Annotated in this window: 20 protein-coding genes and 1 tRNA gene; 11 read left to right on the plus strand and 10 right to left on the minus strand. The window is 70.2% G+C overall.

Translation table 11 applies throughout. The features are described from left to right. Window positions 1–107: 107 nt before the first annotated feature. The 4 genes from M3M27_RS07325 to tldD all read left to right on the plus strand — a co-directional run bounded on the left by M3M27_RS07325 (window position 108) and on the right by tldD (window position 7,819). Complete coding sequence (locus M3M27_RS07325; protein ID WP_434027621.1) at window positions 108–680, plus strand: Maf-like protein; 573 nt, start codon at window positions 108–110, stop codon at window positions 678–680. Next, on the plus strand, window positions 681–2,180 hold the full coding sequence (gene rng, locus M3M27_RS07330) for a ribonuclease G (protein WP_434027622.1): 1,500 nt from the start codon (window positions 681–683) through the stop codon (window positions 2,178–2,180). A gap of 143 nt (window positions 2,181–2,323) precedes the next feature. Next, window positions 2,324–6,208, plus strand: a complete 3,885-nt coding sequence (locus M3M27_RS07335; protein WP_434027623.1) for a YhdP family protein — start codon at window positions 2,324–2,326, stop codon at window positions 6,206–6,208. Window positions 6,209–6,373: 165 nt separating this feature from the next. Beyond that, window positions 6,374–7,819 (plus strand): metalloprotease TldD, encoded by a 1,446-nt coding sequence (gene tldD / locus M3M27_RS07340; RefSeq protein WP_434027624.1) that lies wholly within the window; start codon window positions 6,374–6,376, stop codon window positions 7,817–7,819. Window positions 7,820–7,890: 71 nt separating this feature from the next. Here tldD and yjgA read toward each other — a convergent pair whose 3' ends face one another. Beyond that, window positions 7,891–8,445, minus strand: coding sequence for a ribosome biogenesis factor YjgA (gene yjgA / locus M3M27_RS07345; protein ID WP_434027625.1), 555 nt, complete (start codon window positions 8,443–8,445; stop codon window positions 7,891–7,893). 92 nt (window positions 8,446–8,537) lie between these two features. Here yjgA and pmbA point away from each other — a divergent pair, with 92 nt between their 5' ends. Both pmbA and M3M27_RS07355 read left to right on the plus strand, forming a co-directional pair. Further along, window positions 8,538–9,908, plus strand: coding sequence for a metalloprotease PmbA (gene pmbA / locus M3M27_RS07350; protein WP_434027626.1), 1,371 nt, complete (start codon window positions 8,538–8,540; stop codon window positions 9,906–9,908). Between the two features lie 104 nt (window positions 9,909–10,012). Beyond that, window positions 10,013–10,426: a DUF4870 domain-containing protein gene (locus tag M3M27_RS07355; protein ID WP_434027627.1), complete on the plus strand. Its 414-nt coding sequence runs from the start codon at window positions 10,013–10,015 to the stop codon at window positions 10,424–10,426. A gap of 142 nt (window positions 10,427–10,568) precedes the next feature. Here the strand turns inward: M3M27_RS07355 and M3M27_RS07360 are convergent, their stop codons facing one another. The 4 genes from M3M27_RS07360 to M3M27_RS07375 form a co-directional block, all read right to left on the minus strand. Then, on the minus strand, window positions 10,569–11,444 hold the full coding sequence (locus tag M3M27_RS07360; protein ID WP_434027628.1) for a polyprenyl synthetase family protein: 876 nt from the start codon (window positions 11,442–11,444) through the stop codon (window positions 10,569–10,571). Between the two features lie 2 nt (window positions 11,445–11,446). Beyond that, window positions 11,447–11,707, minus strand: a complete 261-nt coding sequence (locus tag M3M27_RS07365; protein WP_140718889.1) for an exodeoxyribonuclease VII small subunit — start codon at window positions 11,705–11,707, stop codon at window positions 11,447–11,449. Between the two features lie 201 nt (window positions 11,708–11,908). Next, window positions 11,909–13,201 carry a tRNA lysidine(34) synthetase TilS gene (tilS, locus tag M3M27_RS07370; RefSeq protein WP_434027975.1) on the minus strand — a complete coding sequence of 431 codons (1,293 nt, stop codon included), beginning with the start codon at window positions 13,199–13,201 and terminating at the stop codon, window positions 11,909–11,911. 92 nt (window positions 13,202–13,293) lie between these two features. Continuing rightward, on the minus strand, window positions 13,294–15,000 hold the full coding sequence (locus M3M27_RS07375; protein WP_434027629.1) for an alkaline phosphatase: 1,707 nt from the start codon (window positions 14,998–15,000) through the stop codon (window positions 13,294–13,296). A 155-nt stretch (window positions 15,001–15,155) separates the two neighbouring features. On the opposite strand from M3M27_RS07375, the gene M3M27_RS07380 reads away from it, so the two are divergent. Beyond that, window positions 15,156–16,472, plus strand: coding sequence for a dicarboxylate/amino acid:cation symporter (locus M3M27_RS07380; protein WP_140718887.1), 1,317 nt, complete (start codon window positions 15,156–15,158; stop codon window positions 16,470–16,472). Window positions 16,473–16,544: 72 nt separating this feature from the next. Here the strand turns inward: M3M27_RS07380 and M3M27_RS07385 are convergent, their stop codons facing one another. The 3 genes from M3M27_RS07385 to M3M27_RS07395 all read right to left on the minus strand — a co-directional run bounded on the left by M3M27_RS07385 (window position 16,545) and on the right by M3M27_RS07395 (window position 21,422). Further along, window positions 16,545–19,577 (minus strand): TonB-dependent receptor, encoded by a 3,033-nt coding sequence (locus M3M27_RS07385; RefSeq protein ID WP_434027976.1) that lies wholly within the window; start codon window positions 19,575–19,577, stop codon window positions 16,545–16,547. Between the two features lie 392 nt (window positions 19,578–19,969). Further along, a complete protein-coding gene (locus M3M27_RS07390) occupies window positions 19,970–20,737 on the minus strand; it encodes a C40 family peptidase (protein ID WP_434027631.1) in 768 nt (255 codons plus the stop codon). 109 nt (window positions 20,738–20,846) lie between these two features. After that, the gene (locus tag M3M27_RS07395; RefSeq protein ID WP_434027632.1) at window positions 20,847–21,422 is read right to left on the minus strand and encodes a C40 family peptidase; all 576 of its coding nucleotides are present in this window, start codon (window positions 21,420–21,422) and stop codon (window positions 20,847–20,849) included. 73 nt (window positions 21,423–21,495) lie between these two features. On the opposite strand from M3M27_RS07395, the gene M3M27_RS07400 reads away from it, so the two are divergent. From M3M27_RS07400 to M3M27_RS07415, 4 genes are all read left to right on the plus strand, one after another. Further along, window positions 21,496–21,975, plus strand: a complete 480-nt coding sequence (locus M3M27_RS07400; protein WP_140718883.1) for an FKBP-type peptidyl-prolyl cis-trans isomerase — start codon at window positions 21,496–21,498, stop codon at window positions 21,973–21,975. Between the two features lie 199 nt (window positions 21,976–22,174). Next, a complete protein-coding gene (locus tag M3M27_RS07405; RefSeq protein ID WP_434027633.1) occupies window positions 22,175–23,398 on the plus strand; it encodes a DUF418 domain-containing protein in 1,224 nt (407 codons plus the stop codon). A 117-nt stretch (window positions 23,399–23,515) separates the two neighbouring features. Continuing rightward, window positions 23,516–24,874, plus strand: coding sequence for a glutathione-disulfide reductase (gene gorA, locus M3M27_RS07410; protein ID WP_434027634.1), 1,359 nt, complete (start codon window positions 23,516–23,518; stop codon window positions 24,872–24,874). Between the two features lie 65 nt (window positions 24,875–24,939). Then, window positions 24,940–25,278: an MGMT family protein gene (locus M3M27_RS07415; RefSeq protein WP_434027977.1), complete on the plus strand. Its 339-nt coding sequence runs from the start codon at window positions 24,940–24,942 to the stop codon at window positions 25,276–25,278. Window positions 25,279–25,436: 158 nt separating this feature from the next. Here the strand turns inward: M3M27_RS07415 and selD are convergent, their stop codons facing one another. Beyond that, the gene (gene selD, locus M3M27_RS07420) at window positions 25,437–26,531 is read right to left on the minus strand and encodes a selenide, water dikinase SelD (RefSeq protein ID WP_434027635.1); all 1,095 of its coding nucleotides are present in this window, start codon (window positions 26,529–26,531) and stop codon (window positions 25,437–25,439) included. 56 nt (window positions 26,532–26,587) lie between these two features. Next, window positions 26,588–26,683 (minus strand) — tRNA-Sec (locus tag M3M27_RS07425). Between the last annotated feature and the right edge of the window lie 36 nt (window positions 26,684–26,719).

Below are 26,719 nucleotides of genomic sequence, written 5' to 3' on the forward strand. Positions count from 1 at the left end.
TCATATGCGGGCAGTGAGCGTGGCGGCAAGCGGATGAACCGGCTGTGAGCCGCGCCGGGCCAAGCATGCGCCATCCGGCGCGCGACGGCTCCGGTTATGCTTGCCGGATGCTCTATCTCGCTTCGCGCTCTCCCCGACGAAAAGAACTGCTGGCGCGCCTGGGCGTCGCGTTCGAGACCCTGGACCTGGACGTGCCGGAGCTGCGCGGCGAGGGCGAGCCGCCGGCCGGCTACGTGCGCCGCGTGGCGCTGGAAAAGGCCCGGGCGGGATTGGCCCAGGTGGGCGGGCGCGACCCGCAGGCGGTGGTGCTCGGGTCGGATACCGAGGTGGTGCTGGGCGACAGGGTGTTCGGCAAGCCGGTGGACCGGGCCGACGCGATCGCCATGCTGCAGGCCCTGTCCGGCCGCACCCACGAGGTGATCACGGCGGTCGCGCTGGTCGCCGGGCAGCGCGAGCCTGCCCTGGCCGAGGTGGTCTCGCGGGTCACCTTCGCAGGGATGACGGCCCGGCAGATCGAGGCTTATGTCGATACCGGCGAGCCGATGGGCAAGGCCGGGGCCTATGCGATCCAGGGCGGCGGCGAGCGCTTCGTGGTCCGGCTCGAGGGCAGCTTTTCCGCGGTGATGGGCCTGCCGCTCCACCATACTTCGCAGCTGCTGGCTGCCTTCGGGGGGCATTGAGTGTCCGAGGAAATCCTGGTCAACGTCACCCCGCGCGAGACCCGCGTGGCGGTGATCGAGAACGGCATGCTGCAGGAGCTGCACATCGAGCGCGGCTGGCGCCGCGGGGTGGTCGGCAACATCTACAAGGGCAAGGTCCAGCGGGTGATGCCGGGCATGCAGGCCGCCTTCGTCGAGGTCGGGCTGGAGCGCGCCGCGTTCCTGCACGCCAACGACGTGGTGCGGCCCGCCCCGGCCGCGGCCAGCGTGGTCGACACGGAGGAAACCCCGATGCCGCCCCCGCCGCCGGCCTCCGTGCCGATCGTCGAGCTGCTGCGCGACGGCCAGGACGTGGTGGTGCAGGTGGTCAAGGACCCGATCGGCACCAAGGGCGCGCGCCTGACCACCCAGATCAGCATCCCTTCGCGCTACCTGGTGCTGCTGCCGCAATCCAAGGTGGTGGGCGTATCGGCGCGGATCGAGGACGAGGCCGAGCGCGCGCGCCTGAAGGCCATCGTCACCGAGCTGGCGGCCAGCCATGGCGGCTACGGCTACATCATCCGCACCAATGCCGAGGGCCAGCCGGCCGAGGCGCTGGCCGAGGACATCGCCTACCTGTCGCGGGTCTGGAACGTGGTCGAGCGGCGCGGCCGCGAAGCGCCGCCGTGCAGCATGATCTACGAGGACCTGAGCCTGCCGCTGCGCGCGGTGCGCGACCTGATCCGCAAGGACGTGGACAAGGTCAAGGTGGACTCGCAGGAGACCTTCGCCAAGCTGCAGGCGTTCGTCGCCAAGTACATGCCGGTGCTGGCCGAGCGGATCGAGCTGTACACCGGCGACCGGCCGATCTTCGACCTGTACGGGGTCGAGGACGAGATCGGCCGGGCCCTGGACAAGCAGGTGCCGCTCAAGTCCGGCGGCTACCTGGTGATCGACCAGACCGAGGCGATGACCACGGTGGACGTCAACACCGGCTCGTTCGTCGGCCAGCGCAACCTCGAGGAGACGGTGTTCCGCACCAACCTGGAGGCGGCGCAGGCAGTGGCGCGCCAGCTGCGGCTGCGCAACCTCGGCGGCATCATCATCATCGACTTCATCGACATGGACGATCCCGAGCACCGCCGCCAGGTGCTGCGCACGCTGGAGAAGTCGCTGGCGCGCGACCACGCCAAGACCACCGTCTACGACTTCTCGCCGCTGGGGCTGGTCGAGATGACCCGCAAGCGCACCGTCGAGAGCCTGGAGCGGCAGTTGTCCGAGCCGTGCCCGGAGTGCGCCGGGCGCGGTTCGATCAAGACCGCCGAGACGGTCACCTACGAGATCTTCCGCGAGATCACCCGCCAGGTGCGCCAGTTCGACGCGGCCCGGCTGCTGGTGATCGCCTCGCCCAAGGTGGTGGCGCGGATCACCGACGAGGAGTCGGCGGCCGTGGCCGAGCTGGAGGAGTTCCTCGGCAAGACGATCAGCTTCCAGGCCGACGAGCAGTACCTGCAGGAGCAGTACGACGTGGTGCTGTTGTGAGGCGGGGATCGGGGTTGGGAGATTCGGGATTCGCGACGGCGGTTTTCACGCGGCCCGGGCAAGCTGTGTTGCATCGCGATTCCGGTGCATGCAGGCATGCTTTCTCCCATCCCGGATCCCCCATCCCGAATCCCGGCTCCTAGATGCCCACTCCGCTGCGCCGCCGACTTCGCCTGACCCGCCGCTACGCGATCTACGCCTGTGCGATCGCGGTGGTGGCGATCGCGCTGGTGGTCGGCGCGGCCAGCCAGTTGCTGCCGCTGGCGGAGCAGCATCCGCAGCGGATTGCCGCCTGGCTGAGCGAACGCGTGGGCAAGCCGGTGCATTTCGACCGGCTCGATACCCGCTGGACCCGGCGCGGCCCGTTGCTGCAGCTGAAGGGGCTGCGGATGGGGGCGGGCGAGGGCGTACGCATCGGCGATGCCGATGTGCTGGTGGCGATGTACACGGGGCTGTTGCCGGGGCGCTCGTTGACCGAGCTGCGCCTGCGCGGCCCGGTGCTGACCCTGTTGCGCGCCGACGACGGCACCTGGTCGGTGCAGGGATTGCCGAGCGACGGGCGCGGCGATGCGCTGGATTCGCTGCGCCGGCTCGGCGAGCTGCAGATAATCGGGGCGCGGATGCAGGTGCATGCGCCGTCGCTGGGCCTCGACGTGGCGCTGCCGCGGATCGACCTGCGCCTGCGCGTCAACGGCTCGCGCCTGCAGGCCGGCAGCCGCGCCTGGATCGATCCGCAGCGGGCGCCGCTGCAGGCGGTGGTCGACTTCGACCGGAACCGCGGCGACGGCACCGCCTACCTGGAAGCCGAGCCGGCCGACCTCGGGGCGTGGGCGCCGCTGCTGCGCGTGGCCGGGGTGCAGGCGCGCGGGGGGCGCGGCGAACTGCACGTGTGGGCCCAACTGCGCGAGCACTGCATCGCCTCGGTCAGCGTCGATGCCGACCTGCGTTCGCTGTTGCTGGAAGGCGCTCCCCTGCCGGGGCAGCGCAAGCCGCCGGCGCTGGCATGGGAGCGCTTGCAGGCCCGGGCGCGCTGGACGTCCGGGACGGAGGGATGGCGGCTGGATGTGCCGATGCTGCGGGTCAGGAGCGGCGGCAAGGTACAGGCGATGGACGGGGTGGCGCTGGCCGGCGGCAAGCGGTTCGCGGCGGCGGCCGGGGCCGTGGATGCCTCTCCCGCGATCGCCGCGCTGGCCTTGAGCGATCGGCTCGGTCCCCGCCTGCGCCAGTGGCTGGCCGGCGCGCGCCCGCAGCTGCGCCTTTCCGAATTGACGCTATCGGGCACCCAGGGGGGGGCGCTGCGGGCCCAGGGACGGCTGGCCGAGCTGGCGTTCTCGCCGGTGGGCGACGCGCCCGGGTTGAGCGGGCTGCAAGGCCGTTTCGACGGCGACGCGCAGGGCGTGGTGTTGCAGTTCGAGCCGCAGGCGTTGCTGCGTTTCGATTGGCCGACCGGGTTCGGCGTGGTACACGAACTGCACCTGGCCGGGCGCGTGGTCGGCTGGCGCGAAGGCGAGGGCTGGAAGATCGAGACCCCGGCGCTGCGCGTGCAGGCGCCGGACTATGCGGCCGACGTGCGCGGCGGGATGTGGTTCCAGAACGACGGCAGCCGGCCGCGCATCGACCTGGCCGCCAAGCTGGACGATGCGCCGGTGCCGGTGGCGAAGAAGTTCTGGATCCATTCCAGGATGAGCAAGGCGGCGACCGGCTGGCTGGATGCCGCATTGGCCGGCGGCACGCTCAGCGGCGGCATCGGCCTGGCCAGCGGCGACCTGGACGATTGGCCGTTCGACCAGCACGACGGGCGTTTCGAGGCCACCGGCCACATCCGCGATGGCCAGATCCGGTTCCAGCACGACTGGCCGCCGATGGAGAAACTCGACGGCGACATCGCCTTCATCGCTAACGGTTTCTCCCTGCGCGGCACCGGCGAACTGGCCGGCGTGGCGGTCTCCGGGATCGAAGCGGGCATTCCTGACTTCAAGACCAACGAGCTGTACGTGCGCGCCAGCAGCCGCAGCGACGCGGCGACGATGCTGGAGATGCTGCGCCGCAGCCCGCTGCAGAAGAGCTACGGCGACACCTTGAAGAACCTCAGCGCGTCCGGTCCCGCCACCGCCACGTTCGACATGCTGCTGCCGCTGCGCAACGACAACGGCCAGGGGCACCTGCGCGGCAACGTCGGCCTGGAAGGCATCAAGCTGGGCGACAAGCGCTGGGACCTGGCGTTCGAGGGCGTGCGCGGCAGCGCCGGCTACAGCGACCGCGGCTTCGACGCCGAGAACCTGGCGGTGGTGCATCGCGGTCGCCCGGGCCAGCTCTCGCTGCGCGCGGGCGATGCGGTGAAGGATCCGCAGCAGGCGTTCCAGGCCGATTTCTCCGCCGCGCTCGATGCGAAGGAACTGTTCGATCGCGCGCCGCAGATGGAATGGCTGCACCCCTATGTGCACGGTACCTCGCAGTGGCGGATCGGCGTGGACCTGCCCAAGGTCGAGCCCGGCGCGCCCGAGGAACCGACCCACCTGACCCTGGACTCGGACCTGATCGGCACCACGCTCGACCTGCCCGCGCCCCTGGACAAGCGGCCGGACAAGCCGTTGGCGACCCACGTCGACGTGGCCTTGCCGTTCGGTACCGGCGACGTCGACGTAGCATTCGGCAAGCTCGTGGCATTGAAGGCGTCCAGCCGCGGCGACCAGACCGGCGTGCGGGTGGTGATGGGCAGCGACCGCGTGCAGGAGCGGCCGCCGGCGAAGGGCCTGGTGGTCAATGGGCGCACCCCGTCGCTGGATGCGATGGACTGGATCGCGCTGACCCGGTCGGGGGCTTCCGATCCCAAGCAGGCCGATGCGATGCCGCTGCAGCAGATCGACGTGCAGGCCGACCGGTTGCTGATGCTCGGCGGCGTGTTCCCGAATACGCGGCTGCAGTTGCGCCCGGTCCGCGATGCGGTCGCGGTGACCCTGGACGGACCGTCGCTGGCGGGCCAGATCAACGTGCCCAATGCCGACGGCGCGGTGGTGCGCGGCCAGCTGCAGGCCGTGCACTGGCAGCCGGCTGCGCCGGTCGAGCCGGCGCCGGCGCAGCCGCAGGCGGCGCCGACGGCGGTGCCCGCGCCGCTCGCCGACAACCTGCCGGAACCGGCGCGCAAGGCGGTCGCCGATTTCGACCCGGCCACGATCCCGCCGCTGGCGCTGGACATCGCCGATCTGCAGTTCGGCAAGCTGGCGCTGGGCAGCGCCACGCTGCGCACGCGCCGGCTCACCGACGGCATGCAGGTGGACCAGCTGCAGCTGCGTTCGGACAAGCAGAAGATCGCCGTCACCGGCGCCTGGCGCGGCAAGGGCGAGTCGGCGACGACCCGGGTGTCGGCGCGGGCCGACAGCGAGAACCTCGGCCAGCTCATGCAGGCGCTGACCTTCGGCGGCCAGCTGCGCGGAGGCGAGGGCCAGATCGAACTCAACGTGGGCTGGAACGGCGCGCCGACCGCGTTCCAGCTGGCCTCGCTGCAGGGCAACCTCAAGGTCGACGCGCGCAACGGCCAGTTGCTCGAAGTGGAGCCCGGCGCCGGGCGCGTGCTCGGCCTGCTCAGCCTGGCGAAGCTGCCGCGGCGCTTGATGCTCGATTTCCGCGACTTCTTCTCCAAGGGCCTGGCGTTCAACCGGGCCAGCGGCGAGGTGCTGTTCGGCGATGGCCTGGCCAAGGCCGACGGCATCCGCATCGAAGGGCCGGCGGTGGACATCGACATGCGCGGCCAGGCCGACCTGCGCCAGCAGACGTTCGACCAGACGGTCGATGTCTATCCCAAGTCCGGCAACCTGCTGGCGGTGGTCGGCGCGGTCGCCGGCGGACCGGTCGGCGCCGCGGTCGGCGCGGCCGCCAATGCGGTGCTCGGCAAGCCGCTGGGCGAGATCGGCGCGAAGACCTACCACGTGTCGGGGCCGTGGAAGGACCCGAAGGTCGAGGTCGTGGACCGCCAGGAAGCGCGCAAGGACCGCCAGGCCGACCGCGCGGAGAAGGCCCGCCTGGATTGAAGCGCGATGCGCCGGGCGCGCAGGCGCGGGACGCGTGCGCGTTCGGTCCTGGCCCGGTCCTTCGCCGGGGCGTTCTTCTTCATCCGGCTGCCCGCCTTCGCCCGATAGGCAGCCCATATCGGCAGCCGGCTTGTATGCGCCGGCCGCGGGCCCCATCCTGTCCGGATGACCGACAACGCACTCTCCCTGGCCGAATCGCGGCTACTGCTTCCCGCCGGGCTCGACGCCGGCCAACTCGACCGTGCCTTCGGCACCCTGCTCGGGCCGGGCATCGACTTCGGCGACCTGTATTTCCAGCACTCCCGGCGCGAGAGCTGGAGCGTGGAGGACGGCATCGTCAAGGACGGCGCCCATTCGATCGAGCAGGGCGTCGGCGTGCGCGCGATCGCCGGCGAGAAGACCGGCTTCGCCTATTCCGACGACATCCACCGCGATGCCCTGCTGGAGGCGGCGAACTCCGCGCGCGCGATCTCGCGCGAGGGCGGCGCGGCCAGTTCGCGTTCGCTGGTGCGCGGCGATGCGCGCGCGCTGTATCCGGCGGTAGACCCGGTCGATGCGATGGAGAACGCCGCCAAGATCGAGGTGCTGCGCCGGCTCGACAAGTTCCTGCGCGCGGCCGATCCGCGCGTGCAGCAGGTGATGGTGAGCCTGAGCGGCGGCGTGGACACCGTGCTGGTCGCGCGCAGCGACGGCGTGCTCGCCGCCGACGTGCGCCCGCTGGTACGGCTCAACGTGCAGGTGATCGTCGAGCAGGACGGCCGCCGGGAGTCCGGCTATGCCGGCGGCGGCGGTCGCTACGGCTACGAGGAACTGTTCGCCGAAGGCCGTCCGGAAGCGTTCGCGCGCGAGGCGCTGCGGCAGGCGCTGGTCAACCTGGAGGCGATTCCCGCGCCGGCCGGGGTGATGCCGGTGGTGCTGGGCGCGGGCTGGCCGGGCGTGCTGCTGCACGAGGCGGTCGGTCACGGCCTGGAAGGCGACTTCAACCGCAAGGGCACCAGCGTGTACGCCGGCCGCATCGGCCAGCGCGTGGCGTCGCCCGGCGTGACCATCGTCGACGACAGCACGCTCGACGGCCGCCGCGGTTCGCTCAACATCGACGACGAGGGCACGCCGACCCAGTGCACCACGCTGATCGAGGACGGCGTGCTGGTCGGCTACATGCAGGACACGCTCAACGCCCGCCTGATGGGCATGAAGCCCACGGGCAACGGCCGCCGCGAATCGTTCGCGCACCTGACCATGCCGCGCATGACCAATACCTACATGCTGGCCGGCCGGCATACCCAGGAAGAGATGATCCGCTCGGTGAAGAAAGGCCTGTACGCCGTCAACTTCGGCGGCGGGCAGGTCGACATCACCAGCGGCAAGTACGTGTTCTCGGCGACCGAGGCCTACCTGATCGAGGACGGCAGGGTCACCGCGCCGGTGAAGGGCGCCACGCTGATCGGCAACGGCCCGGAGACGATGCAGAAGGTGCGCATGGTCGGCAACGACCTGGCCCTGGACGAGGGCGTGGGCGTATGCGGCAAGGACGGCCAGAGCGTGCCGGTCGGCGTCGGCCAGCCCTCGCTGTTGATCGAGGGACTGACCGTGGGCGGTACGCAGGCGTGAGCGCGCCGGCCGGGACCGGGAGCCCGCGACCGGGGCCCCGGGAAAAGCGGGCGCCGGCCGGGCCTTTGCGCTTACTCGGCTTCCGGCTCCCGGCTCCCGGGGCCCGCCGCCACCAGCATCAGCTCGCGAAGGACCTGGTAGATCTCGCGGAACGCGCGCGGCGGCTTGTTGCGGGCGCGTTCTTCGGCGGCATTGCGCACCAGCTGGCGCAGGTGCTGGCGGTCGGCGGCCGGGTATTCGTCGAGCAGCGCGGCCAGGGCGGTGTCGCCTTCCTCGATGAGCCGTTCGCGCCAGGCCTCGATGCGATGCATCACCGCCACTTCGCGGCGCGAGGTCTCGCTGTTGGCATCGAGCGCGTCGCGGATGGCTTCCAGCACCTCGTCGTCCTCGCGGCGCATCTGCTTGGCCAGGTAGGCCAGCTGGCGCTTGTGCGCGATGTGCGAGGTGATCCGCTTGGCTTCGGCGATGTGCGGAAGCAAGTCCTCCGGGATCGGCAGGCGCGCCAGCTGGGCCGGCGTCAGCGCCACCAGCTTTTCGCCGAGCGCGAGCACCTCCAGCGCTTCGCGGCGCTTCTGCCCGCGGCTGGCGTCAAGGAATTCGCCGGTTTCTTCGTCGCGTCCGCGCATCGGTCTGCCACTCACTAGACTTCAAGAAATTAGACAGTCCGGCCGGATGGCCGGGTTTTTTCGCGAAGGATTCGCCCAGCAAGGATAAAGCATTGAACGCGATCACCCCTGAAACCCGCATCGACGACGACAGCACGGCGCGCCTGGACGCGCTGGCCGACATCTCGCAGCGCCTGCTCGCCCGCGCCCGCGAACTCGGCGCCAGCCAGGCCGAGGTGACCTGCAGCGAGGAACGCGGCCTGGACGTGAACGTGCGGATGGGCGAGGTCGAGACGGTCGAGTCCACCCGCGACCGCGGCGTCGCCATCACCGTGTATTTCGGCCAGCGCAAGGGCAGCGCCAGCACCGCCGACCTGCAGGCCGCCAGCCTGGAGGCCACGGTCGCCCAGGCCTGCGCGATCGCCCGCTATACCGAGGATGATCCGGCCGCCGGGCTGGCCGAGGCGGAGTCGATGGCCACCGAATTCCCGGACTTCGACGGCTGGCACCCGTGGGCGATCGACGCCCAGCAGGCGGTGGACATCGCCCTGGCCTGCGAGGCCGCCGGGCGCGATGCCGACGCCCGGATCAGCAATTCGGACGGGGCGTCGTTCGGCAGCAGCCGGAGCCTGTCGGTGTATGCCAACTCGCACGGCTTCATCGGCCGCGAACGCGATACCCATCACTCGATCGGCTGCGCGCTGATCGCCGGCGAGGGCGATGGCATGCAGCGCGACGGTTGGTATACCAGCGCACTGGCCCGCGAGGACCTGTGGAGCCCGGCCGAGGTCGGCCGGCGCGCGGCCGAGCGCACCGTGGCCCGCCTGCAGCCGCGTTCCGTGCCGACCGGCGAGTATCCGGTGCTGTTCGCGCCGGAGGTGGCCCGGTCGCTGGTCGGGCACCTGCTCGGGGCGATTTCCGGCGGCGCGCTGTACCGCAAGGCCAGCTTCCTGGTGGGCAGCGCCGGGACCCGGCTGTTCCCGGAGTGGCTGTCGATCGAGGAGCGCCCGCACCTGCGCCGCGGCCTGCGCTCGACCGCGTTCGACAGCGAAGGCGTGGCGACCCAGGCCGCCTCGCCGCTGGTGACCGACGGCATATTGCAGCGCTATGTGCTGGGCAGCTACTCGGCCCGCAAGCTGGGCCTGCGCAGCACCGCCAACGCCGGCGGCGTGCACAATCTGCTGGTTTCGGCGAATGCCGGCGACCTGGCCTCGATCATCGCCGATCTGCCGCGCGGCCTGCTGGTCACCGAGCTGATGGGGCAGGGCGTCAACAGCGTGACCGGCGACTATTCGCGCGGTGCCGGCGGCTTCTGGATCGAGAACGGCGCGATCGCCTACCCGGTGGACGGCATCACCATCGCCGGCAACCTGCGCGGCATGTTCCATGGCATCGAGGCGGTGGGCAGCGACATCGACGTGCGCTCGCACATCCATGTCGGTTCGGTGCTGGTCGGCAGGATGACCGTAGCCGGCGACCGGTGAGGTCCGCCGCTCGTCCGCATCTTCTTGACGGGGCTCGGGCGACTGCCGACAGTGGCGTTCCGGCAACCGCCGATCAACCCCATCGAGACTAGGGAAGGAAGCAGATGAGCGAGTTCGAGAACCTCACCACCCCGCCGCCGCCGGTATCCGGCGTGCCCTCGGCGGAAGAAAAGCAATGGGCGCTGTTCGCGCACATCTCCGCGTTGACCGGCCTGTTCACCGGCGGCATCGGCTCGATCGTCGGCCCGCTGGTGATCTGGCTGATCAAGAAGGACACCATGCCGTTCGTGGACGACCAGGGCAAGGAAGCGCTGAACTTCAACATCACCGTGCTGATCGCGGTGGTCGCGCTGACCATCGTCGGTACCGTGCTGATGGTGATCCTGATCGGTTTCCTGTTCTACCTCTTGGCGGGCGTGGTCGGCATCGCCTGGCTGGTGCTGACGATCGTGGCCACGATCAAGGCCAGCAACGGCGAGAGCTACCGCTATCCGCTGACGCTGCGCCTGGTCAAGTAACCGATCCGCGCATCGGCAGGCAGGAACCCGGCTGCGGCCGGGTTCCTGCGTTCCGGGCGGCGGCATGCCTCCCGCGAAAGGACGCCGGCAAAGGCATTCGAATCCGGCAGCGACAGCCCGGCGTCGCCGGCGAACGCCCGACCTAGTGATTGCGCTCGACCGCCATGCGCGCCAGCGCCAGCAGCGGGCCGGCGGAGTCCCCGTAGGCTGCGAGCTGCGCATGCATCTGCCCGGCCAGCATCGACAGGCGCTGCTTGGCGCCGTCCATGCCGAGCAGGGCCGGGAACGTGGACTTGTTCTGCGCGACATCCTTGCCGGCGGTCTTGCCGAGCTGCTCGGAGCTGGATTCGACGTCGAGGATGTCGTCGCGGACCTGGAAGGCCAGGCCGAGGCCGCTGGCGAACGCGTCCAGCCTCCCTAGATCGGTTGCGCTGGCGCCGGCGCCCAGGGCGCCCATCCGCACCGCGGCGCGGATCAGCGCGCCGGTCTTCAACGCGTGCATGCGCTCGAGCTGCGGCAGCGACTGCTGCTGCCCGGTGGCGTCGATGTCGAGCGCCTGTCCCCCGCACATGCCGGCCGCGCCGGATGCGTTCGCGAGGGTCTGCAGCCAGTCCACCCTGAGCCCCGCATCCACGGGCGCACGGGCCAGCACGTCGAAGGCGAGGGTCTGCAGGGCGTCGCCGGCGAGGATCGCGGTGGCCTCGTCGAAGGCCACGTGCACGGTGGGCCGGCCGCGGCGCAGATCGTCGTCGTCCATGGCCGGCAGGTCGTCGTGGACCAGCGAATAGGCATGCACCAGTTCGACGGCGCAGGCGGCGGCGTCGAGCCTGGACGATTCGGCCTGCAGCAGCGTGCCGGTCGCGTACACCAGCAACGGACGCATGCGCTTGCCGCCACCGAGCACGGCATGCCGCATCGCCTCGTGCAGGCGGTGCGGGGCGAGCGACGGATCGGGCAGGCAGGCTTCCAGGCAGGCCTCGATATGCGCCTGCCAGCGTGCGAACAGCTCGGCGGCCACGTCTAGGTGCCGTCGCCGGGCGGATCGAACGGTTCCGCGGCCTCGGGCCGGGCCGGATCGCTGAGCAGGCGCACGCGCAGTTCCGCCTGCTCCAGCGCCTGCTGGCACTGCCGGTACAGGCCGATGCCGCGTTCGTAGGCGCTCAGCGATTCTTCCAGGCTCAGGTCGCCGGCTTCCATCTTCTCGACCAGTTGCTCCAGTTCCTCGAGCGACTGCTCGAAGCGGGCCACCGGCGAGGTCTCGTTGGGGGACTTCTTGGGCATCCCGAAAGTGTGCGGGCCACGGCCGGGCGGGTCAATTCGGGAAGATAGGAGCGGGCGCGCGGGGATCCCGTGGGAGCGACTTCAGTCGCGATGGGGTTTTCTCATTTGAACCCTGCACAGGGATGTGCAGGCTGTTGCAGAGGGATCTGCACGTAAGCGCCATCGCGGCTGAAGCCGCTCCCACAAGGTGCGCTGCATGGATCATTCCGGCGGTTGCCACGCCAGCCGCGCCGCCCGAGCATCCAGCCAGGCGCGCAGACGCGCCGAGACGATGCCGTCGCCGGCGGCCAGCAAGGTATCGCCATCGAACAGCAAGGGCATCGCCAGGCGCTGCCATGGTGGCAGGTCCGCCTCCTGCAGCAGGTGCTTCAGCGCATGCGAATGCGCGCGGCCCGGCAGCAGGATGCGCTCGCCGCCGCGCCGGGCGCGGACCTGCAGCGGATGCTCGAAACGTGGCGACGCGGGGCCGAGCAGCGCAAGCGTCCCGCCGTCGGGCAGGGACAGCGGCAAGGCGCCGTCCCAGTCGGCTCGCCAATCCGGCGGCCATGCGCGTGCGGGGCGGAGCAGGTACAGGCGCTGGCGCCAGCGCCGGATCTCGACGTCGCGCCAGGCGAAGCGCATCTGGCGATCGGGACCGGCATGGGCGAGTTCGGCTTCCAGCGCCGCCACGCCCTGGGCCGGCAGTGCGGGGGCGTGCCGACCGGCCACCCAGCGCCGCAGCAGGCGGGCGCGCAGCGGGGAGGGCTGCGCGCGCAAGCCCTCGAGGTCGAGCGCGCCCTGCGCGTCGAGCAGGCCCGCCAGCGCCGCGGCCTCGCCAGCGGCGAGCAGGCCGGCGGCCTCGCCGCTCAGCATGGCGCTGCGCGCCAGCGCCGCCGACGCGTGCGGCCAGCGCTCGCGCAGCAACGGCAGGACGCGATGGCGCAGGAAATTGCGGTCGTGTTCCAGGCGCTCGTTGCCGGGATCGTCGATCCAGGCCAGCCGGCGTTCGCGCGCATAGGCGAGCAGGTCCTGGCGCGGCACCTCGAGCAGCGGCCGCCACAGCGTGCCGGCGGCGAACGGACGTTGCGCGGCCATCGCCGCCAGCCCGTCCGGCCCGGAGGCGCGCAGCGCGCGCAACAGGAAGGTCTCGGCCTGGTCGTCGAGGTGATGGGCCAAGGCAAGCCACTGGCCAGGCGCCAGGTGCTCGGCGAAGGCGGCATGGCGGGCATGCCGGGCCGCGGCTTCCAGCCCTTCGCTGGCGTCGCGCGGCACCTGCACGCGCGCGATCCGCAGCGGCACCCCGAGCGCGTCGCAGGCCGACTGGCAGTGCCGGCTCCAGGCATCGGCTTCCGGGTGCAGGCCGTGATGGACGTGCAGGGCCGCCAGGCCGCGCGCGCGCTGGACGGGCGAGGAGGCCAGCCAGTGCAGCAGCACGGTGGAATCCAGCCCGCCGCTGTAGCCGACCAGCAGCGGCGCGTCGATGTCGGCAGGGGCGGGGAAGGCGGCCAGGACGATGGGCGGCAAACGAAAACGGCGGCCAGTATGGCCGCCGTTCCGATCCGGTCCAAGGCCCGGCGCCGCCTAGCCGGCAGCCGGGCGCCGCAGCTTCATTGCGCGCCGGCCTGGCGCTCGAACTGCCTGGGCTGCGGCAGCTCCACCGGCACGCCGTTGCCGTCGCAGGTGCCGGCCGAGCACAGGCGCTGGCGCAGCCGGGGCGTGGCCTGCACGATCACGTGGTAGATCACGTTCTCTTCCAGCGTGCCGCGGAAGGCGCTGCTGCCCGGGCCGGTGGCCCAGATGCCGACGTCCTCGCCGCCATGGGTCTCGGCGCTGGTCGGCACCAGCGCTTCCTGCATGTAGTCGGGCGCTTCGGTGTCGACGTGGGTCAGGTCGGGGCGGCCCTGGACCGGCTCGACGCTGCTCGGCGAGTGCGGGAACTTCTTGGGGCCGGCGGGCTGGGCGTTGCTGGCGCCGGTATAGCCGGGGCCGTTGGCGTAGCTGAGCGTGGTGTAGGGCAGGCCCAGCTGGTCGCGCGCGTACTGGGTACGGTCGCCGTCCTCGCCGCCGGTGCCGCGCACCTTGCCGAGGATCGGGTTGCCGCGCACCGGGTAGCCGACGAAGTTCAGGGTGTGGGCGTGGTCGGCGGTGACGACGATCAACGTGTCCTCCGGCGCGGTCTCCACGGCGGTGCGGACCGCTTCGGACAGGGCGATGGTCTCGTCGAGCGCGCGGTAGGCGTTGCCGGCGTGGTTGGCATGGTCGATGCGCCCGCCTTCCACCATCAGCACGAAACCGTTGGGATCGTGCGCCAGCGACTGGATCGCGGTACGGGTCATTTCGGCCAGGCTCGGTTCGCCGTCGGGGCCGCGCTTGCGGTCGTGGTCGTACTGCATGTGGTCCGGCTCGAACAGGCCCAGCAGGGCCGGTGCGCCGGCCGCGGCCTGCAGCTGTTGCTCGTTCCAGACATAGGCGCCCTGCGGGTGCGCCTGCTTCCACTCGCCGACCAGGTCGCGGCCGTCCAGGCGCAGGCCGACGCGGTCGTCGTACTCGGGATCGCGCTGCTCGACCGTGGTGAACTGGCCGCGGCCGCCGCCGAGCACGACCAGCGGGCCGCGCCCGTAGCGGGAGGCCGACAGCAGCTGCTGGGCGATGTCGCGACAGCCGGCGGCGACGGCCTGCTCGGGCAGGTCGGTATCGCTTTCCCAGTTGCGCTCCGGCGAGTGCGCGTAGGTGGCCGCGGGCGTGGCATGGGTGATGCGGGTGGTGGTGACGATGCCGGTGGCCATGCCGGCGCTGTCCGCCAGCGCCAGCCAGCTCAGCAGGCCCTTGCCGAGGCTGTCCGTGCAGTCGCTGCGGTTGCCGGCGCTGACGCCGATCGCGCCCATGTGGGTCTTCACGCCGGTGGTGATCGCGGTCATCGTGCCGGCCGAGTCGGGCGTCTGCGAGTCGGTGTTGTAGGTCTTGCTCAGCGCGGTCGCCGGGAAGCGCTCCCACGACAGCAGGTTTTCCTCGCCGGGGCTGCCCTTGCGCTGGCCGTCCAGGATGCGCGCGGCGGCCACCGTGGTCAGGCTCATGCCGTCGCCGAGGAACAGGATCACGTTGCGGGCCTTGCCGGCCATGGCCCCGTTGGCGGCCGCCTTGGCCGCGCCGCTGCGGTACCACCAGGCCGGCGTCTCGCCCTGCGGGTGCGCCACGGCGGGGACATCGACGGCCAGGCCGGCCGGCGGCGCGCTCGGGGCGGAGGCGGGCTGCGTGGCGCAGGCCGCCAGCAGCAGGGTGTAGAGCGTGGCAAGGAGCGGGGTGCGGCGGGACATGAGGCGCGGTTTCTCGCGGCAGGGTGAAGCCTTCATTATGACCGGATGACAAAGTCATGCCGATGACATGCCGCTGTTCCAGCCGTGGCGTCGCGGCGGGCGGTGGCATGAGCTAATGTGCGTTTCTTCCTCCTCCCGCTTGGCGATCTGACGACATGAAACTGGTCTCGGCCTGGTTGCGCATCCCGTTCTGGCAGCGCGTGGTGGGCGGCTTCGTGCTCGGCGCCCTGGCCGGTTGGCTGATGGGGCCGGCGGCGGAGACCTGGTTCGGGCCGCTCGGCGACCTGTACGTCACCCTGATCAAGATGATCGCGGTGCCGCTGGTGTTCTTCGCGGTGATCAACGCGATCTCGGCGCTGCACGGGCAGAAGTCGGTGGCCGCGCTGGGCGGGCGCACGTTCCTGTGGTTCATCGTGACCGCGGCGCTGGCGGTCTGCGTGGGCCTGGCGGTGGGCACGATCATGCAACCGGGCGCCGGCCACTTCGGGCTGAGCGTGGACTCGGCCTGGAAGCCGCGCGACGTGCCCAGCCCGATCAAGGTGCTGCTGGACGTGGTGCCGGCCAACCCGTTCTACGCGCTGACCGGCATCGGCACCCGCACCAACGCCGCCGGCGAGACCGTGCTGGCGGCCGGGCGCGGTTCGATCCTGCCGGTGATCTTCTTCGCCGCGCTGCTGGGCTTCGCGATGGTCAAGCTCGGCGAGCGCGTGGCCGAGGCGCGCAAGCTGGCCGGGCAGATGAGCGAGATCATGATCCAGGTCACCCGGTTCGTGCTGGAGGTGACCCCGCTCGGCACGTTCGGCCTGATCGCCGGGCTGGTCGGCGCCTACGGCTTCGAGAAACTGCTGCCGCTTGGCAACTTCGTGATGGCGCTGTACATCGCCTGCGCCATCCACATCGTGGTGGTGTACGGCTCGCTGCTGCTGGTGCATGGGTTGAACCCGTGGAAGTTCTTTCGCGGCGCCGCGCCGGGCATGCAGGTGGCCTTCGTCAGTTCGTCGAGCTTCGCGGCGATGCCGGTGGCGATGCGCTCGATCACCCACAACCTGGGCGTCAACAAGGACTACGCCGCGTTCGCGGTGCCGCTCGGCGCCAGCATCAAGATGGACGGCTGCGGCGCGATCTACCCGGCGCTGTGCGCGGTGTTCATCGCGCAGTACACCGGCGTGCCGCTGACCGCCGACCAGTACTTCGTGGTGCTGATCGCCTCGGTGCTCGGCAGCTTCGGCACCGCCGGCGTGCCGGGCACGGCGGTGGTGATGGCGACCGTGGTACTGAGCGCGGCGAACCTGCCGCTGGAAGTGATCGGCTACCTGTACGCGATCGACCGCATCCTCGACATGATGCGCACGATGACCAACGTCACCGGCCAGATGCTGGTGCCGGTACTGGTGGCCAAGGAGACCGGCCTGCTCGACCGCCAAGCCTACGACGTGGCATCGACCAACGTCGGGGTCGAGGACGCGACCTGATTCCCGGCCGGAAACGGCGGGCTGGAAAGAAAACCCGCGCGGTCGCCCGCGCGGGTTTTCCATTGCCAGACATCACCAGCTGGCGCGCAGCACGGCCGAGTAGCGTCGGTCGTTCTCGAACCAGGCGCGCGTGTACAAGGTCTCGTCCACGTAGCCGTCGCGGTTGTACTTGCGGGGCCCCATCAGCAGCTTGGTGATGCTGTTGGTCAGGTTGTTGGCCTGCACGCCGATCTGGACGTGGTCGTTGATGCGGTAGAAGAACGAGCCGTCCAACTGGCCGTAGTCGTCGTTCCAGACCGGCAGGCGGATGATCGCGTCGCTGCTGGTCAGCAGGTAGCGCGAGCGCCAGTTGTAGGCCAGGCGCAGCGACACCGGGCCCTTCTCGTAGATGCCGACCAGGTTGTAGGAACGCTTGGAAAGCCCTTCCAGGGGCAAGTCCACCGGCGCGGTGCGCAGGTCGGTCTCGTACGGGTTCACGACCGCGTTGGTGCCGCCCTTGCTGTCCACGTAGGTGAAGTTGGCCTGCACGCCGAAACCGGGCAGGAAATCGTAGAACTGCGAGTAGCCGATCTCGAAGCCGCGGATCTTGCCCTTGTCCAGGTTGCGGGTGCGGGTGATCTGGTACTCGTTGCCGAACAGGACCTCGGTCCCGGTGCCGCTCGCGAAGTAACCTTTCACGTCCTTGTAGAAGAAGGTGGCGTACACGCTGTTGGCCGGGCCGAAATACCACTCCAGCGCGGTGTCGAACTGGTTGGCGCGCATCGGCTTGAGTTCCGGGTTGCCGCCGCTGCCGCTGTAGCTCAGGTCGGCTTCGCCGCACAGTTCGGTGCGCAGCCCGTCGCTGAGCGCGCGCTGGCACGCCGAGGCGCTGGCCTGCAGGGGCAGCCACGGCTGCATCAGGCGGAACTCCGGCCGGGCGATGGCCTTGGACGCGGCGAAGCGCCATTGCAGGCCATGGTCGAAGCGCGCGCGCAGGTTCAGGCTGGGCAGCACGTCGGTGTAGGAACTGCGGGCGTCGGTACTGAAGATCTGGCCGGCGAACTTCTGCAGCACCTCCGGCGTCACCACGTCGGCCCAGCTCTGCATGTCCGGCATTTGCCCGCCGCCGGTGGTGCTGACGCTGGTCTTGACCACGCGCACGCCGATGTTGCCGTCCACCGGCACGTCCAGCGCATCGTTGCCGAAGTAAAGCGCCAGGTAGCCGGCCTGGGTGCGTTCGTCCTGCTTGTTGACGTTGCCCGGCCCGTAGTCGAGCGGCCGCCATTTCGCGTTCGGGATCTGCGCCAGCGTCGCGGCGACCCGGTCGATGTCGACCATGCCGTTGGCGGCCGACCAGAACCGGGTCGGCACGTTGGCCTTGCCGCCGAAGAAGTCGCCCATCGAGTACAGCACCGAGTCGCTCGGGTAGAACAGGTCCAGCCAGGCCACGTCGGGGCGGGCGGGGTCGGGGCTTTCGGTCTTGTTCCAGTCGTCGCTGATCACGCCCCAGTTCCAGCCGGTGGCGTAGCTGGTGTAGCTGCGGTCGGCCACGCGCGCGCCGAAGCGGACGAAGCGCAGCCAGTCGCTGTCGCGGAAGTTGTACTCGAAATCGACGCGGCCGGCACGTTCGTCGCCCTCGTTGTCGGCGATGTGGTCCATCGCCGAACGCCAGAAGTAGCGGTTCTTGTCGAGCGCGGTGCTCGGGTCGCCGAGCGTCACCGAGGGGTATTTCCCGCTCAGGTCCAGGGTCAACTCCTCCAGCAGGGTGGTGGTGTGCAACGAGAAGTCGACCTGGTCGCTCTCGGCCTTGACGTACTGGAAATCGCCGCGGACCACGAAGTCGTCGGTGATGAAGTGCTGGAAGCCGGCCGACCAGTCGGTGGTCTTCGAGGTCTGCTGGTTCAGGCGATGGCCGCTGATGAACTGGATGCCGGGTCCCTGGTACAGGCCCGGCTCGGCATCGCCGGGCTGGCCGCGCCAGCCGCCCTGGCGCAGGGTGCCGCTGACGAAGCGGCCGTTGGCGTCGTAGACGAACTGCGTGCCCGGCATCGGGATCACGTTGTTGGTGCGGTCGGCCAAGCCGTCGGTGTACCACGGGTTGTAGTGGTCCGGGTCGCCGTTCCAGTTCAGTTCGTTCTTCTGCGAGGCGCCGCCGAATTCCATGAAGTGCTCGCGCCAGGTCAGGTCGTACTTGGAGGTGATGAACTGCGTGTAGACCTCGGTGTCCTGGTTCGGCCTCCACTGGAAGGCGAAGGCGCCGCCCTGGCGCTTGCGCTCGAAATCGGTGCGGCGCCAGTTGACGCCGCCGGGGACGAAGACCTGGTCGAAGTCGGTGCCGGCCAGCAGCGATTCGCGTTGGGACTCGGCCGATTGCCAGCTGCCCTGTTCCCAGTCGTAGACGTAGTCGCTGTCGCCTCCCTCGGGTTGTTCGGCCGGCTTGCGGCCGCGCCTATCGAAGGGCATGACCTGGATACCGTCGGACTGCGTGGCCATCTCCGAATACGAGGCGTTGGCGAGGAAGCCGATTTCGCCGATGCCGGTCTGCCAGCGGTCGCTGAACAGGAACGAGGCCGAGGGCTTGCCCTTGCGCGCCTTGTCGCCGCGGTTGTAGTCCACGCTGCCGGCGATCTTGCGCCCGGCTTCGTCGAACGGCTTGCGCGTGCGCAGGTTGATCGTGCCGCCCAGGCCGCCTTCGATGATCTCGGCCGAGGGATTCTTGTACACGTCCACGCCGGCCATCAGTTCGGCGGGCACTTCCTCGAAGCTGATGCCGCGACCGCCGTTGGCGCTGAACACGTCGCGGCCGTTGAGTTCGCCGCGCACGAAGGTCAGGCCGCGGATCATCACGCCGCTGCCCTCGGCCGAGAAGTGGTCGGTGTCGTCGCGCGCGGCGAAACCGGTTACGGTGACGCCGCTGATGCGCTTGAGCGACTCGGTGACGCTGCGGTCGGGCAGGGCGCCGATGTCCTCGGAAGTGACCGAGTCGATGATCTGCTCGGCGTCCTGCTTGATGTCCTGGGCACGGATCATGGCGCCGCGTACCCCTTTCACCACCACGGCGTCGAGTTCCTTCACTGCGGCCGGGGCGGCATTCCCGGATTCTGCGGCCTGTTGGGCATGCAGCATGCCGCTGGCCAGCGCGCACGCCACGCCGACGGCGAGCGTGCGATGGCCGGGGATGGAGCGGTTGGAAAAAAGAGTGGCGCGCGCGAGGACGCCACGGCCAGCGGTACGGACCGGTCGATTCAACTTCACGATTCCCCCTCCCAGAGATATCGATTCCATGTTGTCGGCAAGCGCTTCCCGGCCTCCCGGACCGAGGGCATGCCGAATTCAGGTTAGCGCTAACAACAAAGGCATTGCAAAGCCATGACAAGCCACTGATTCATAAGGGCAATATCATGCTGCGCTGCGGAAACCAGGGCGCCGCGAGGGATGCGCGGTAGCCGGCGGACCGGCAAAACGAGAAAGGCCGCGACGAGCGCGGCCTATCCGAGAACGCCAGCGGATCGGAAGGATCACATCGCGACGCGGCGCGCCTGCATGAACTTCTGGCTCCAGTAACCGCTGGCGAGCGAGTCGATCTGCACGTCCTTGCCGCGGCTGGGCGCGTGCAGGAAACGGCCTTCGCCGACGTAGATGCCGACGTGGTCGATGCGGCCGCGCTTGCCGAAGAACACCAGGTCGCCGGCATTGAGCGCGTTGCGGTCCTTGATGATCTCGCCGCTGCCGTCGTGGGCCATCTCGCGCGAGACGCGCGGCAGTTCGATGCCGAGGGCGGTCTTGAACACGTAGCCGACCAGGCCGCTGCAGTCGAAGCCGTCCGGCGAGGTGCCGCCCCAGCGGTACGGAGTGCCCAGCAGGGTCATGGCGCGCTTGAGGATGACCTGGACCTTGCTGTCGTTGACCGCGGCTTCGGCGGCGGCGACGGCGCTCTGCGAGACGTCGTAGTTGGCGAGCAGGCGGCTCAGATCGCCGGCGAACATCGCCGAGCGGTCCATCAGCGGAATGGTGTCGTTGCCGGCCAGATGCGGCAGCAGCGCGGCGAGGGTGGCAGTGGCGGCGGCATCGGCGCGGCTGCGGGCCGGTGCGGGGGTCTTGGCGGCGGAAGAGGGGGGAGCCGGTTCGGCGGCGGGGCCGGGGACATCGGCGATCTGCGGCGGGGTGGATTGCGCCAGGGCCGGAAGGGAGGCCATGCAAAGCGCGGCACTGCAAAGCAAGCGGAGCGGATGGGACAGGCGGCGAGGGGCGGCGAAGCCGGGTTTGAGCTGGTCGTCGGTCGTCACGCGTGGGTCACATTGCGGCAGGCGATGCGCGATGATGCCCCGGTGAAGGTGGCGTGATGTTCAAAAAAAGTTAAATTTCCGTTGGGTTAAATGTGACGCAGTTCGCTTTTCAGGGCAAAACCCGTTTTGCGCCCGTGTAGTGATCCCGCCAGTAATACCCGTCGAGGTAATCCAGCCGGACCGTGCCGCCGGTGCTCGGCGCATGCACGAACCGGCCCTCGCCGACGTAGATCCCGACGTGGGACACGTTGCCGCGCGTGCCGAAGAACACCAGGTCGCCGGCCGCCAGCCGGTCCTGCGCGATCTTCGGCCCCTGGACGGCGGCCAGTTCGCCGGAACTGCGCGGCAACCGCAGGTCCAGCACGTCGCGATATACGTAGGCGACCAGCCCGCTGCAGTCGAAGCCGGTTTCCGGCGTGTTGCCACCGTAGCGGTAAGGCGTGCCCACCAGGCCCAGGGCCCGCATCAGCACGTTGTTGGCGGCGGCCGGATTGGCGGGGGCCACTTGCGGCCAGCTGCGATGCGAGGGCGGTGGGCCGGCCTGCTTGACCGGGGCGCTGCCGCAACCGGCCAGCAGCAGGAGCGAGAGGCTGGCCAGCCATGGCAGGAGCCGTGGCGGACGCATCGGGACGGCTGGCTTGTTGTGCATCGAGCCGGGATAATGCGCGGTTTGAGATGCCGCCATGATGGCGGCGCCCCCGGCGGCCGACAAGCCGTCCCCCTCGTCTGCCACCGGGCAGCCCATTCCAGAGTCAGGCATGAAGATCGAAAAAGACCGCGTCGTGCGCTTCCATTACACCGTTTCCGAGGTCGGCCAGGAGCCGATCGAGAGCTCCAAGGATCGCGAGCCGCTGGCGATCCTGATCGGCCACGGCAACATCATCCCGGGCCTGGAGAACGCGATGATGGACAAGGAAGCCGGCGAGAGCTTCGGCGTCGACGTGCCGGCGGCCGATGCCTACGGCGAGCGCCGCGATGGCCTGACCCAGCGCATCCCCAAGAAGCATTTCGGCAACACCAAGCTGGCGCCGGGCCAGCAGGTGGTGCTGCAGACCAACTTCGGTCCGCGCGCGGTCACCGTGCAGAAGGTCGGCCTGAGCGTGGTCGACGTCGACCTGAACCACCCGATGGCGGGCAAGGACCTGCATTTCGACGTGGAGATCGTCGAGGTGCGCGAGGCCAGTGCCGAGGAAGTCGAGCACGGCCACGTGCACGGCGACGGTGGCCACCACCACTGAGTCATGTGTGAGTCCCTCTCCTGTTGGTTGAGAGAGGGGTTGGGGTGAGGGTACTGGGGCGAAGCTTCGTCCGTACCCTCATCCGGCGCTTCGCGCCCGGCCCGGCGTAGCGCGCCGGGCGTTCAGGCGTATGCGAGCCAGCGGCTCGCAAGCAATACGCCTTCATCCCGAAGGAAGAAGGGAATAACGGCCTATTCCAATGACGCCCACCTCCTTCCAGCCCGTCGCCCCCGGCGAACGCATCGCCCTGCTGGACGTGCTGCGCGGGTTCGCGCTGCTGGGCATCCTGCTGATGAACATCGAGGCGTTCGTCGGCCCGCTCAATGCGGCGCTGACCGGCGTCGATCCTGCGTTGGCCGGCGCCGATCGCTGGGCCGATGCGCTGGTCTACGTCCTGGTGCAGGGCAAGTTCTACACGCTGTTCTCGCTGCTGTTCGGCATGGGATTCGCGGTGATGGCGCAGCGCGCCGGGCAGGCTGGGCGCCCGTTCGCGGGGTTCTACGTGCGCCGCAGCCTGGGCCTGCTGGCGATCGGCCTGCTGCACGCGCTGCTGGTCTGGTCCGGCGACGTGCTGGTGAGCTATGCGCTGCTAGCGATGCTGTTGCTGGCGGTGCGGTCGATGCCGACGTCCTGGCTGCCGGTCGCCGCGATCGTCGTCTACCTGTGCGCCCCGGCCATGGTGATGGCCTATGGCGCGCTCGGCTCGCTGATGCAAGCGGATCCTTCCAGCGCGGCGGAATGGCAGCGCACGATGGCGCGGATCGGCCAGGACGCGGCGGCGGCGGTGGACGCGCAGCGGGCGGTGTACGGCGCGGGCCGCTATGCGCAGGCGGTGCTGCAACGCCTGCACGATCTCGGCGAAACGCTGCGCGGGTTGACGATCAACGGCCCGGCCATGTTCGGCATGTTCCTGCTGGGGGGCTGGTTCGTGCGCTCCGGCGCGATCCAGGCGCCGGAGCGGTTCGCGCGGTTGTTCGCGGCGCTGCGCTGGGGAGCGTGGCCGCTGGGGCTGGCGGCCATGCTGGCCAGTCTCGCATTGGAGCCGTACATGGACCCGGGCCGGCTCGACCTGCGCCTGTCGAGCGCGTTCGCGCTGTCCTCGGTGGCCGGTCTGCTGATGTGCCTGGGTTACCTCGCCTGGGTGGCGCGCTGGCGCGGCGCGCTGGCGTGGCTCGCTCCCGCCGGGCGCATGGCATTGAGCAACTACGTGCTGCAGTCGCTGCTGTGCACCTGGATCTTCTACGGCTACGGCCTGGGCTACTTCGAACGATTGCCGCGCGCCTGGCAGCTGCCGTTCGCGACCGGGCTGTTCCTGCTGCAGGTGGCGGCGAGCGCATGGTGGCTGCGCCGGTTCCGTTTCGGTCCGCTGGAATGGGCATGGCGCGCCTTCACCTACCTGCAGCGGCCACCGCTGCGGCGATAGGGCCGGCGCGCCGGCGGCGCCCCGGATGACGGGATGCGGAAGCCGGGAGCGCTACGATGTCCCGCAATCCGGAAACAGGAAGGAGCAGCCGATGTCGATCGGGGCGGGAGGCAAGTGATGGGGGCAGCATTCGATTACGACGTGATCGTGCTGGGCGGCGGTTCCGGCGGCCTGGCCGCGGCGTTCCGCGCCGCCCGCCATGGGGCGAGCGTGGCGATGCTCGAGCCCGGGCTGCTGGGAGGCACCTGCGTCAACGTCGGCTGCGTCCCGAAAAAGGCGATGTGGCTGGCCGCCGACCTGGCGAACCGGCTCGACCAGGCGCGTGCGCTCGGCTTCCGGATCGGGCCGAGGCCGGCGCTGGCGTGGGACACCCTGGTCGAGCACCGGCAGGCCTACATCGCCAACATCCATGCCAGCTACCGCAAGCGGCTCGACGAGAACCGCATCGCGGTGGTGCCGCGGCGCGGGCGGTTGCGCGATGCGCATACGGTGGTGTGCAGCGATGGCGTGGCGATCAGCGGACGGCACATCGTCATCGCCACCGGCGCGCATGCGGCCCGCCCGTCGTTCGAGGGTGCCGGGCTGGGCAGCATTTCCGACGACTTCTTCAAGCTGAGCGCGGCACCCGGACGGGTCGCCGTGGTCGGGGGCGGCTACATCGCGGTGGAACTGGCGGGCTTGCTGCAGGCGCTGGGCAGCCAGGTGGAAATGTTCGTCCAGGGGCGCCAGCTGCTGGCGCGTTTCGATGCCGAGCTGGCGGCGCAGCTGGCCGAGAGCCTGCGCCAGCAGGGCGTGCACGTGCACTTCGAGTATCGCGTCCGCCGGATCGAACAGGCCGGCGGCGGGTTGCGCGTGCTGGGGACCGGCGATACCCGGGATGCCGCGTTCGACCAGGTCTTCCTGGCCATCGGGCGCCGCCCCAATACCCAGGACATGGGCCTGGAGGACGTGGGCGTGCGGCTCGGGGAAAAAGGCGAGGTGGTGGTCGATGCCTGGCAGACCAGTTCGGTGCCCAACATCCATGCGGTGGGCGACGTCGCCGGCAAGGTCGGCTTGACCCCGGTCGCGATCGCCGCCGCGCGCAGGCTGATGGACCGGTTGTTCGGCGGCGATGCCGAGGCCCGGCTCGACTACGAGAACGTGCCGACCGTGGTGTTCTCGCATCCGCCGCTGGGCATGGTGGGCATGGGCGAGGAGGAGGCGCGCGAGCGCTACGGCGACGCGGTGAGCGTCTTCCGCAGCCGTTTCCGGCCGATGTTGAACGCCTTGTCGGATTCGCCGCACGGCAGCCTGTTCAAGGTGGTATGCCTCGGCGAGGAGCGGCGCGTGATCGGCGTCCACCTGCTCGGCGAGGCCGCCGACGAGATCCTGCAGGGCTTTGCGGTGGCGCTGAAGATGGGCGCGACGCTGCAGGACTTCGAGGACACGGTGGCGATCCACCCGACCTCGGCCGAAGAAGTGGTGTTGATCCGATGACGCGCGCGGCCGCACGCAAGCCCGCGCCCGGCGCGCGCAAGAAGGCGGTGGCGAAGGGCGCGGCGATGACGCCGGAGCAGGCGCGGGCCCGCATACTCGCGGCGATCCGGGCGATCCCGCGCGGCCAGGTGGCCGGCTACGGCGAGGTCGCCGCCCGCGCCGGCTTGCCCGGGCGCGCACGGCTGGTGGCGCGGGTGCTGGCCGGCAACGACGATCCGGACCTGCCGTGGCATCGCGTGCTGCGCTCGGACGGCCGCATCGCGATGCCGGAAGGCTCGCGCGGCTGGAGGGAGCAGAGCCAGCGCCTGCGCAGCGAGGGCGTGGCGGTCGAGCGCGGGCGCGTGAAGCGCGAGAGGACGCGCGACGACGACCTGGATGCGGCGCTGTGGGGACCGCCGTCATAGGGACTTCTTCGCAGGACCGCTCCGCCTGCCGCCATCCGGCAGCCTGGCCGGAGTTTCCCGTGGGAGCGACTTCAGTCGCGACAGGGCTTTACCGGTAAAGTCGCTGCCGCGACTGGAATCGCTCCCGCAACCCGCGCGCTATCGCAGCGGGATCTCTCTCATTCGCCGCCCATCCGTACTTCGACCCCGGGAACGCCTTCGTGCAATTCGCCGACCACCGCGGCCTGCGCGAACCCGGCATCGCGGAACACGTCGAGCACTTCGTCCGCCGCTTCCGGGGCGCAGGCCAGCAACAACCCGCCACTGGTCTGCGGATCGGTGAGCAGCGACTGCCACGGCGCGGGCAGGTCGGCCGCCAACGCGACTTCGGCGCCGTACGATTGCCAATTGCGGTTCGACGCCCCCGTCACGCAGCCTTGCGCCAGCAGTGCCCGTGCCTGGCGCAGCAAGGGCAGGCGGGTCGCGTCCACGCGCGCCTTGGTCCCGCTGGCGCGGCACATTTCCAGCAGGTGGCCGAGCAGGCCGAAGCCGGTCACGTCGGTCATCGCGTGCACGCCCTCCTGGCGGGCGAGGCGGGTACCGGGCCGGTTGAGGCGGGAGGCGGTGGCCAGCATCTCGCGGTAGCCGTCGGCGTCGAGCAGGTCTTTCTTCAATGCCGCGGAGTAGACGCCCACGCCGAGCGGCTTGCCGAGTACCAGCAGGTCGCCCGCGCGCGCGCCGCCGTTGCGCTTGAGGTGCGCGGGATCGATCATGCCGATCGCCGCCAGTCCGTAGATGGGTTCGACCGAATCGATGCTGTGGCCGCCCGCGACCACGATGCCGGCGTCGGCGCATGCGGCCTCGCCGCCGCGCAGGATCTCGCGGATCTGCGCGTGCGGCAGGGTGTTGATCGGCATGCCGACGATCGCCAGCGCGAACAGCGGCGTCGCGCCCATGGCGTACAGGTCGGACAGCGCGTTGGCGGCGGCGATCCGGCCGAAGTCGAACGGATCGTCCACGATCGGCATGAAGAAGTCGGTGGTCGCCACCACCGCCTGGCGGTCGTCGAGGCGATACACCGCCGCGTCGTCGGAGGTTTCGCGCCCCACCAGCAGGTCGGCCGGCGCGGGCAGCGCAGGCATGCCGCGCAGCAGCTCCGACAGCACGCCCGGTGCGATCTTGCATCCGCATCCGCCGCCATGGGCGAGCGAGGTCAGGCGCGGTTGCGCGTTCCCGGCAGGGGCTTGCGAAGCGGGCGGCGAAAGCGTGGCCATGCATTGCGTCCCTGGATCAGGAGCGGCCCCGGTGCGGGCTCGCATCCTGCGCGGAATGGCGGAAGGCAGCAGGAGTCGAACCTACCAGGAAGCGATCGACGCCCCCTACTGGGTTTGAAGCCCAGCCGCATGCCCGGATGCGCATGCCTCCCGAATCGAGCGGCGACCCGCGGCCTTCGCACTGGAGC

Origin of the sequence: Xanthomonas boreopolis, assembly GCF_046529185.1 — a bacterium.
GTDB lineage: Bacteria > Pseudomonadota > Gammaproteobacteria > Xanthomonadales > Xanthomonadaceae > Pseudomonas_S > Pseudomonas_S boreopolis.

Excerpts from the sequence above, each read along its gene's own strand:
- M3M27_RS07325 (WP_434027621.1), top strand. The coding sequence starts at position 108 with ATGCTCTATCTCGCTTCGCGCTCTCCCCGACGAAAAGAACTGCTGGCG.
- M3M27_RS07335 (WP_434027623.1), top strand. The coding sequence starts at position 2,324 with ATGCCCACTCCGCTGCGCCGCCGACTTCGCCTGACCCGCCGCTACGCG.
- tldD (WP_434027624.1), top strand. The coding sequence starts at position 6,374 with ATGACCGACAACGCACTCTCCCTGGCCGAATCGCGGCTACTGCTTCCC.
- yjgA (WP_434027625.1), bottom strand. The coding sequence starts at position 8,445 with ATGCGCGGACGCGACGAAGAAACCGGCGAATTCCTTGACGCCAGCCGC.
- M3M27_RS07355 (WP_434027627.1), top strand. The coding sequence starts at position 10,013 with ATGAGCGAGTTCGAGAACCTCACCACCCCGCCGCCGCCGGTATCCGGC.
- M3M27_RS07365 (WP_140718889.1), bottom strand. The coding sequence starts at position 11,707 with ATGCCCAAGAAGTCCCCCAACGAGACCTCGCCGGTGGCCCGCTTCGAG.
- M3M27_RS07375 (WP_434027629.1), bottom strand. The coding sequence starts at position 15,000 with ATGTCCCGCCGCACCCCGCTCCTTGCCACGCTCTACACCCTGCTGCTG.
- M3M27_RS07380 (WP_140718887.1), top strand. The coding sequence starts at position 15,156 with ATGAAACTGGTCTCGGCCTGGTTGCGCATCCCGTTCTGGCAGCGCGTG.
- M3M27_RS07385 (WP_434027976.1), bottom strand. The coding sequence starts at position 19,577 with ATGCTGCATGCCCAACAGGCCGCAGAATCCGGGAATGCCGCCCCGGCC.
- M3M27_RS07395 (WP_434027632.1), bottom strand. The coding sequence starts at position 21,422 with ATGGCGGCATCTCAAACCGCGCATTATCCCGGCTCGATGCACAACAAG.
- M3M27_RS07400 (WP_140718883.1), top strand. The coding sequence starts at position 21,496 with ATGAAGATCGAAAAAGACCGCGTCGTGCGCTTCCATTACACCGTTTCC.
- M3M27_RS07405 (WP_434027633.1), top strand. The coding sequence starts at position 22,175 with ATGACGCCCACCTCCTTCCAGCCCGTCGCCCCCGGCGAACGCATCGCC.
- gorA (WP_434027634.1), top strand. The coding sequence starts at position 23,516 with ATGGGGGCAGCATTCGATTACGACGTGATCGTGCTGGGCGGCGGTTCC.
- M3M27_RS07415 (WP_434027977.1), top strand. The coding sequence starts at position 24,940 with ATGACGCCGGAGCAGGCGCGGGCCCGCATACTCGCGGCGATCCGGGCG.
- selD (WP_434027635.1), bottom strand. The coding sequence starts at position 26,531 with ATGGCCACGCTTTCGCCGCCCGCTTCGCAAGCCCCTGCCGGGAACGCG.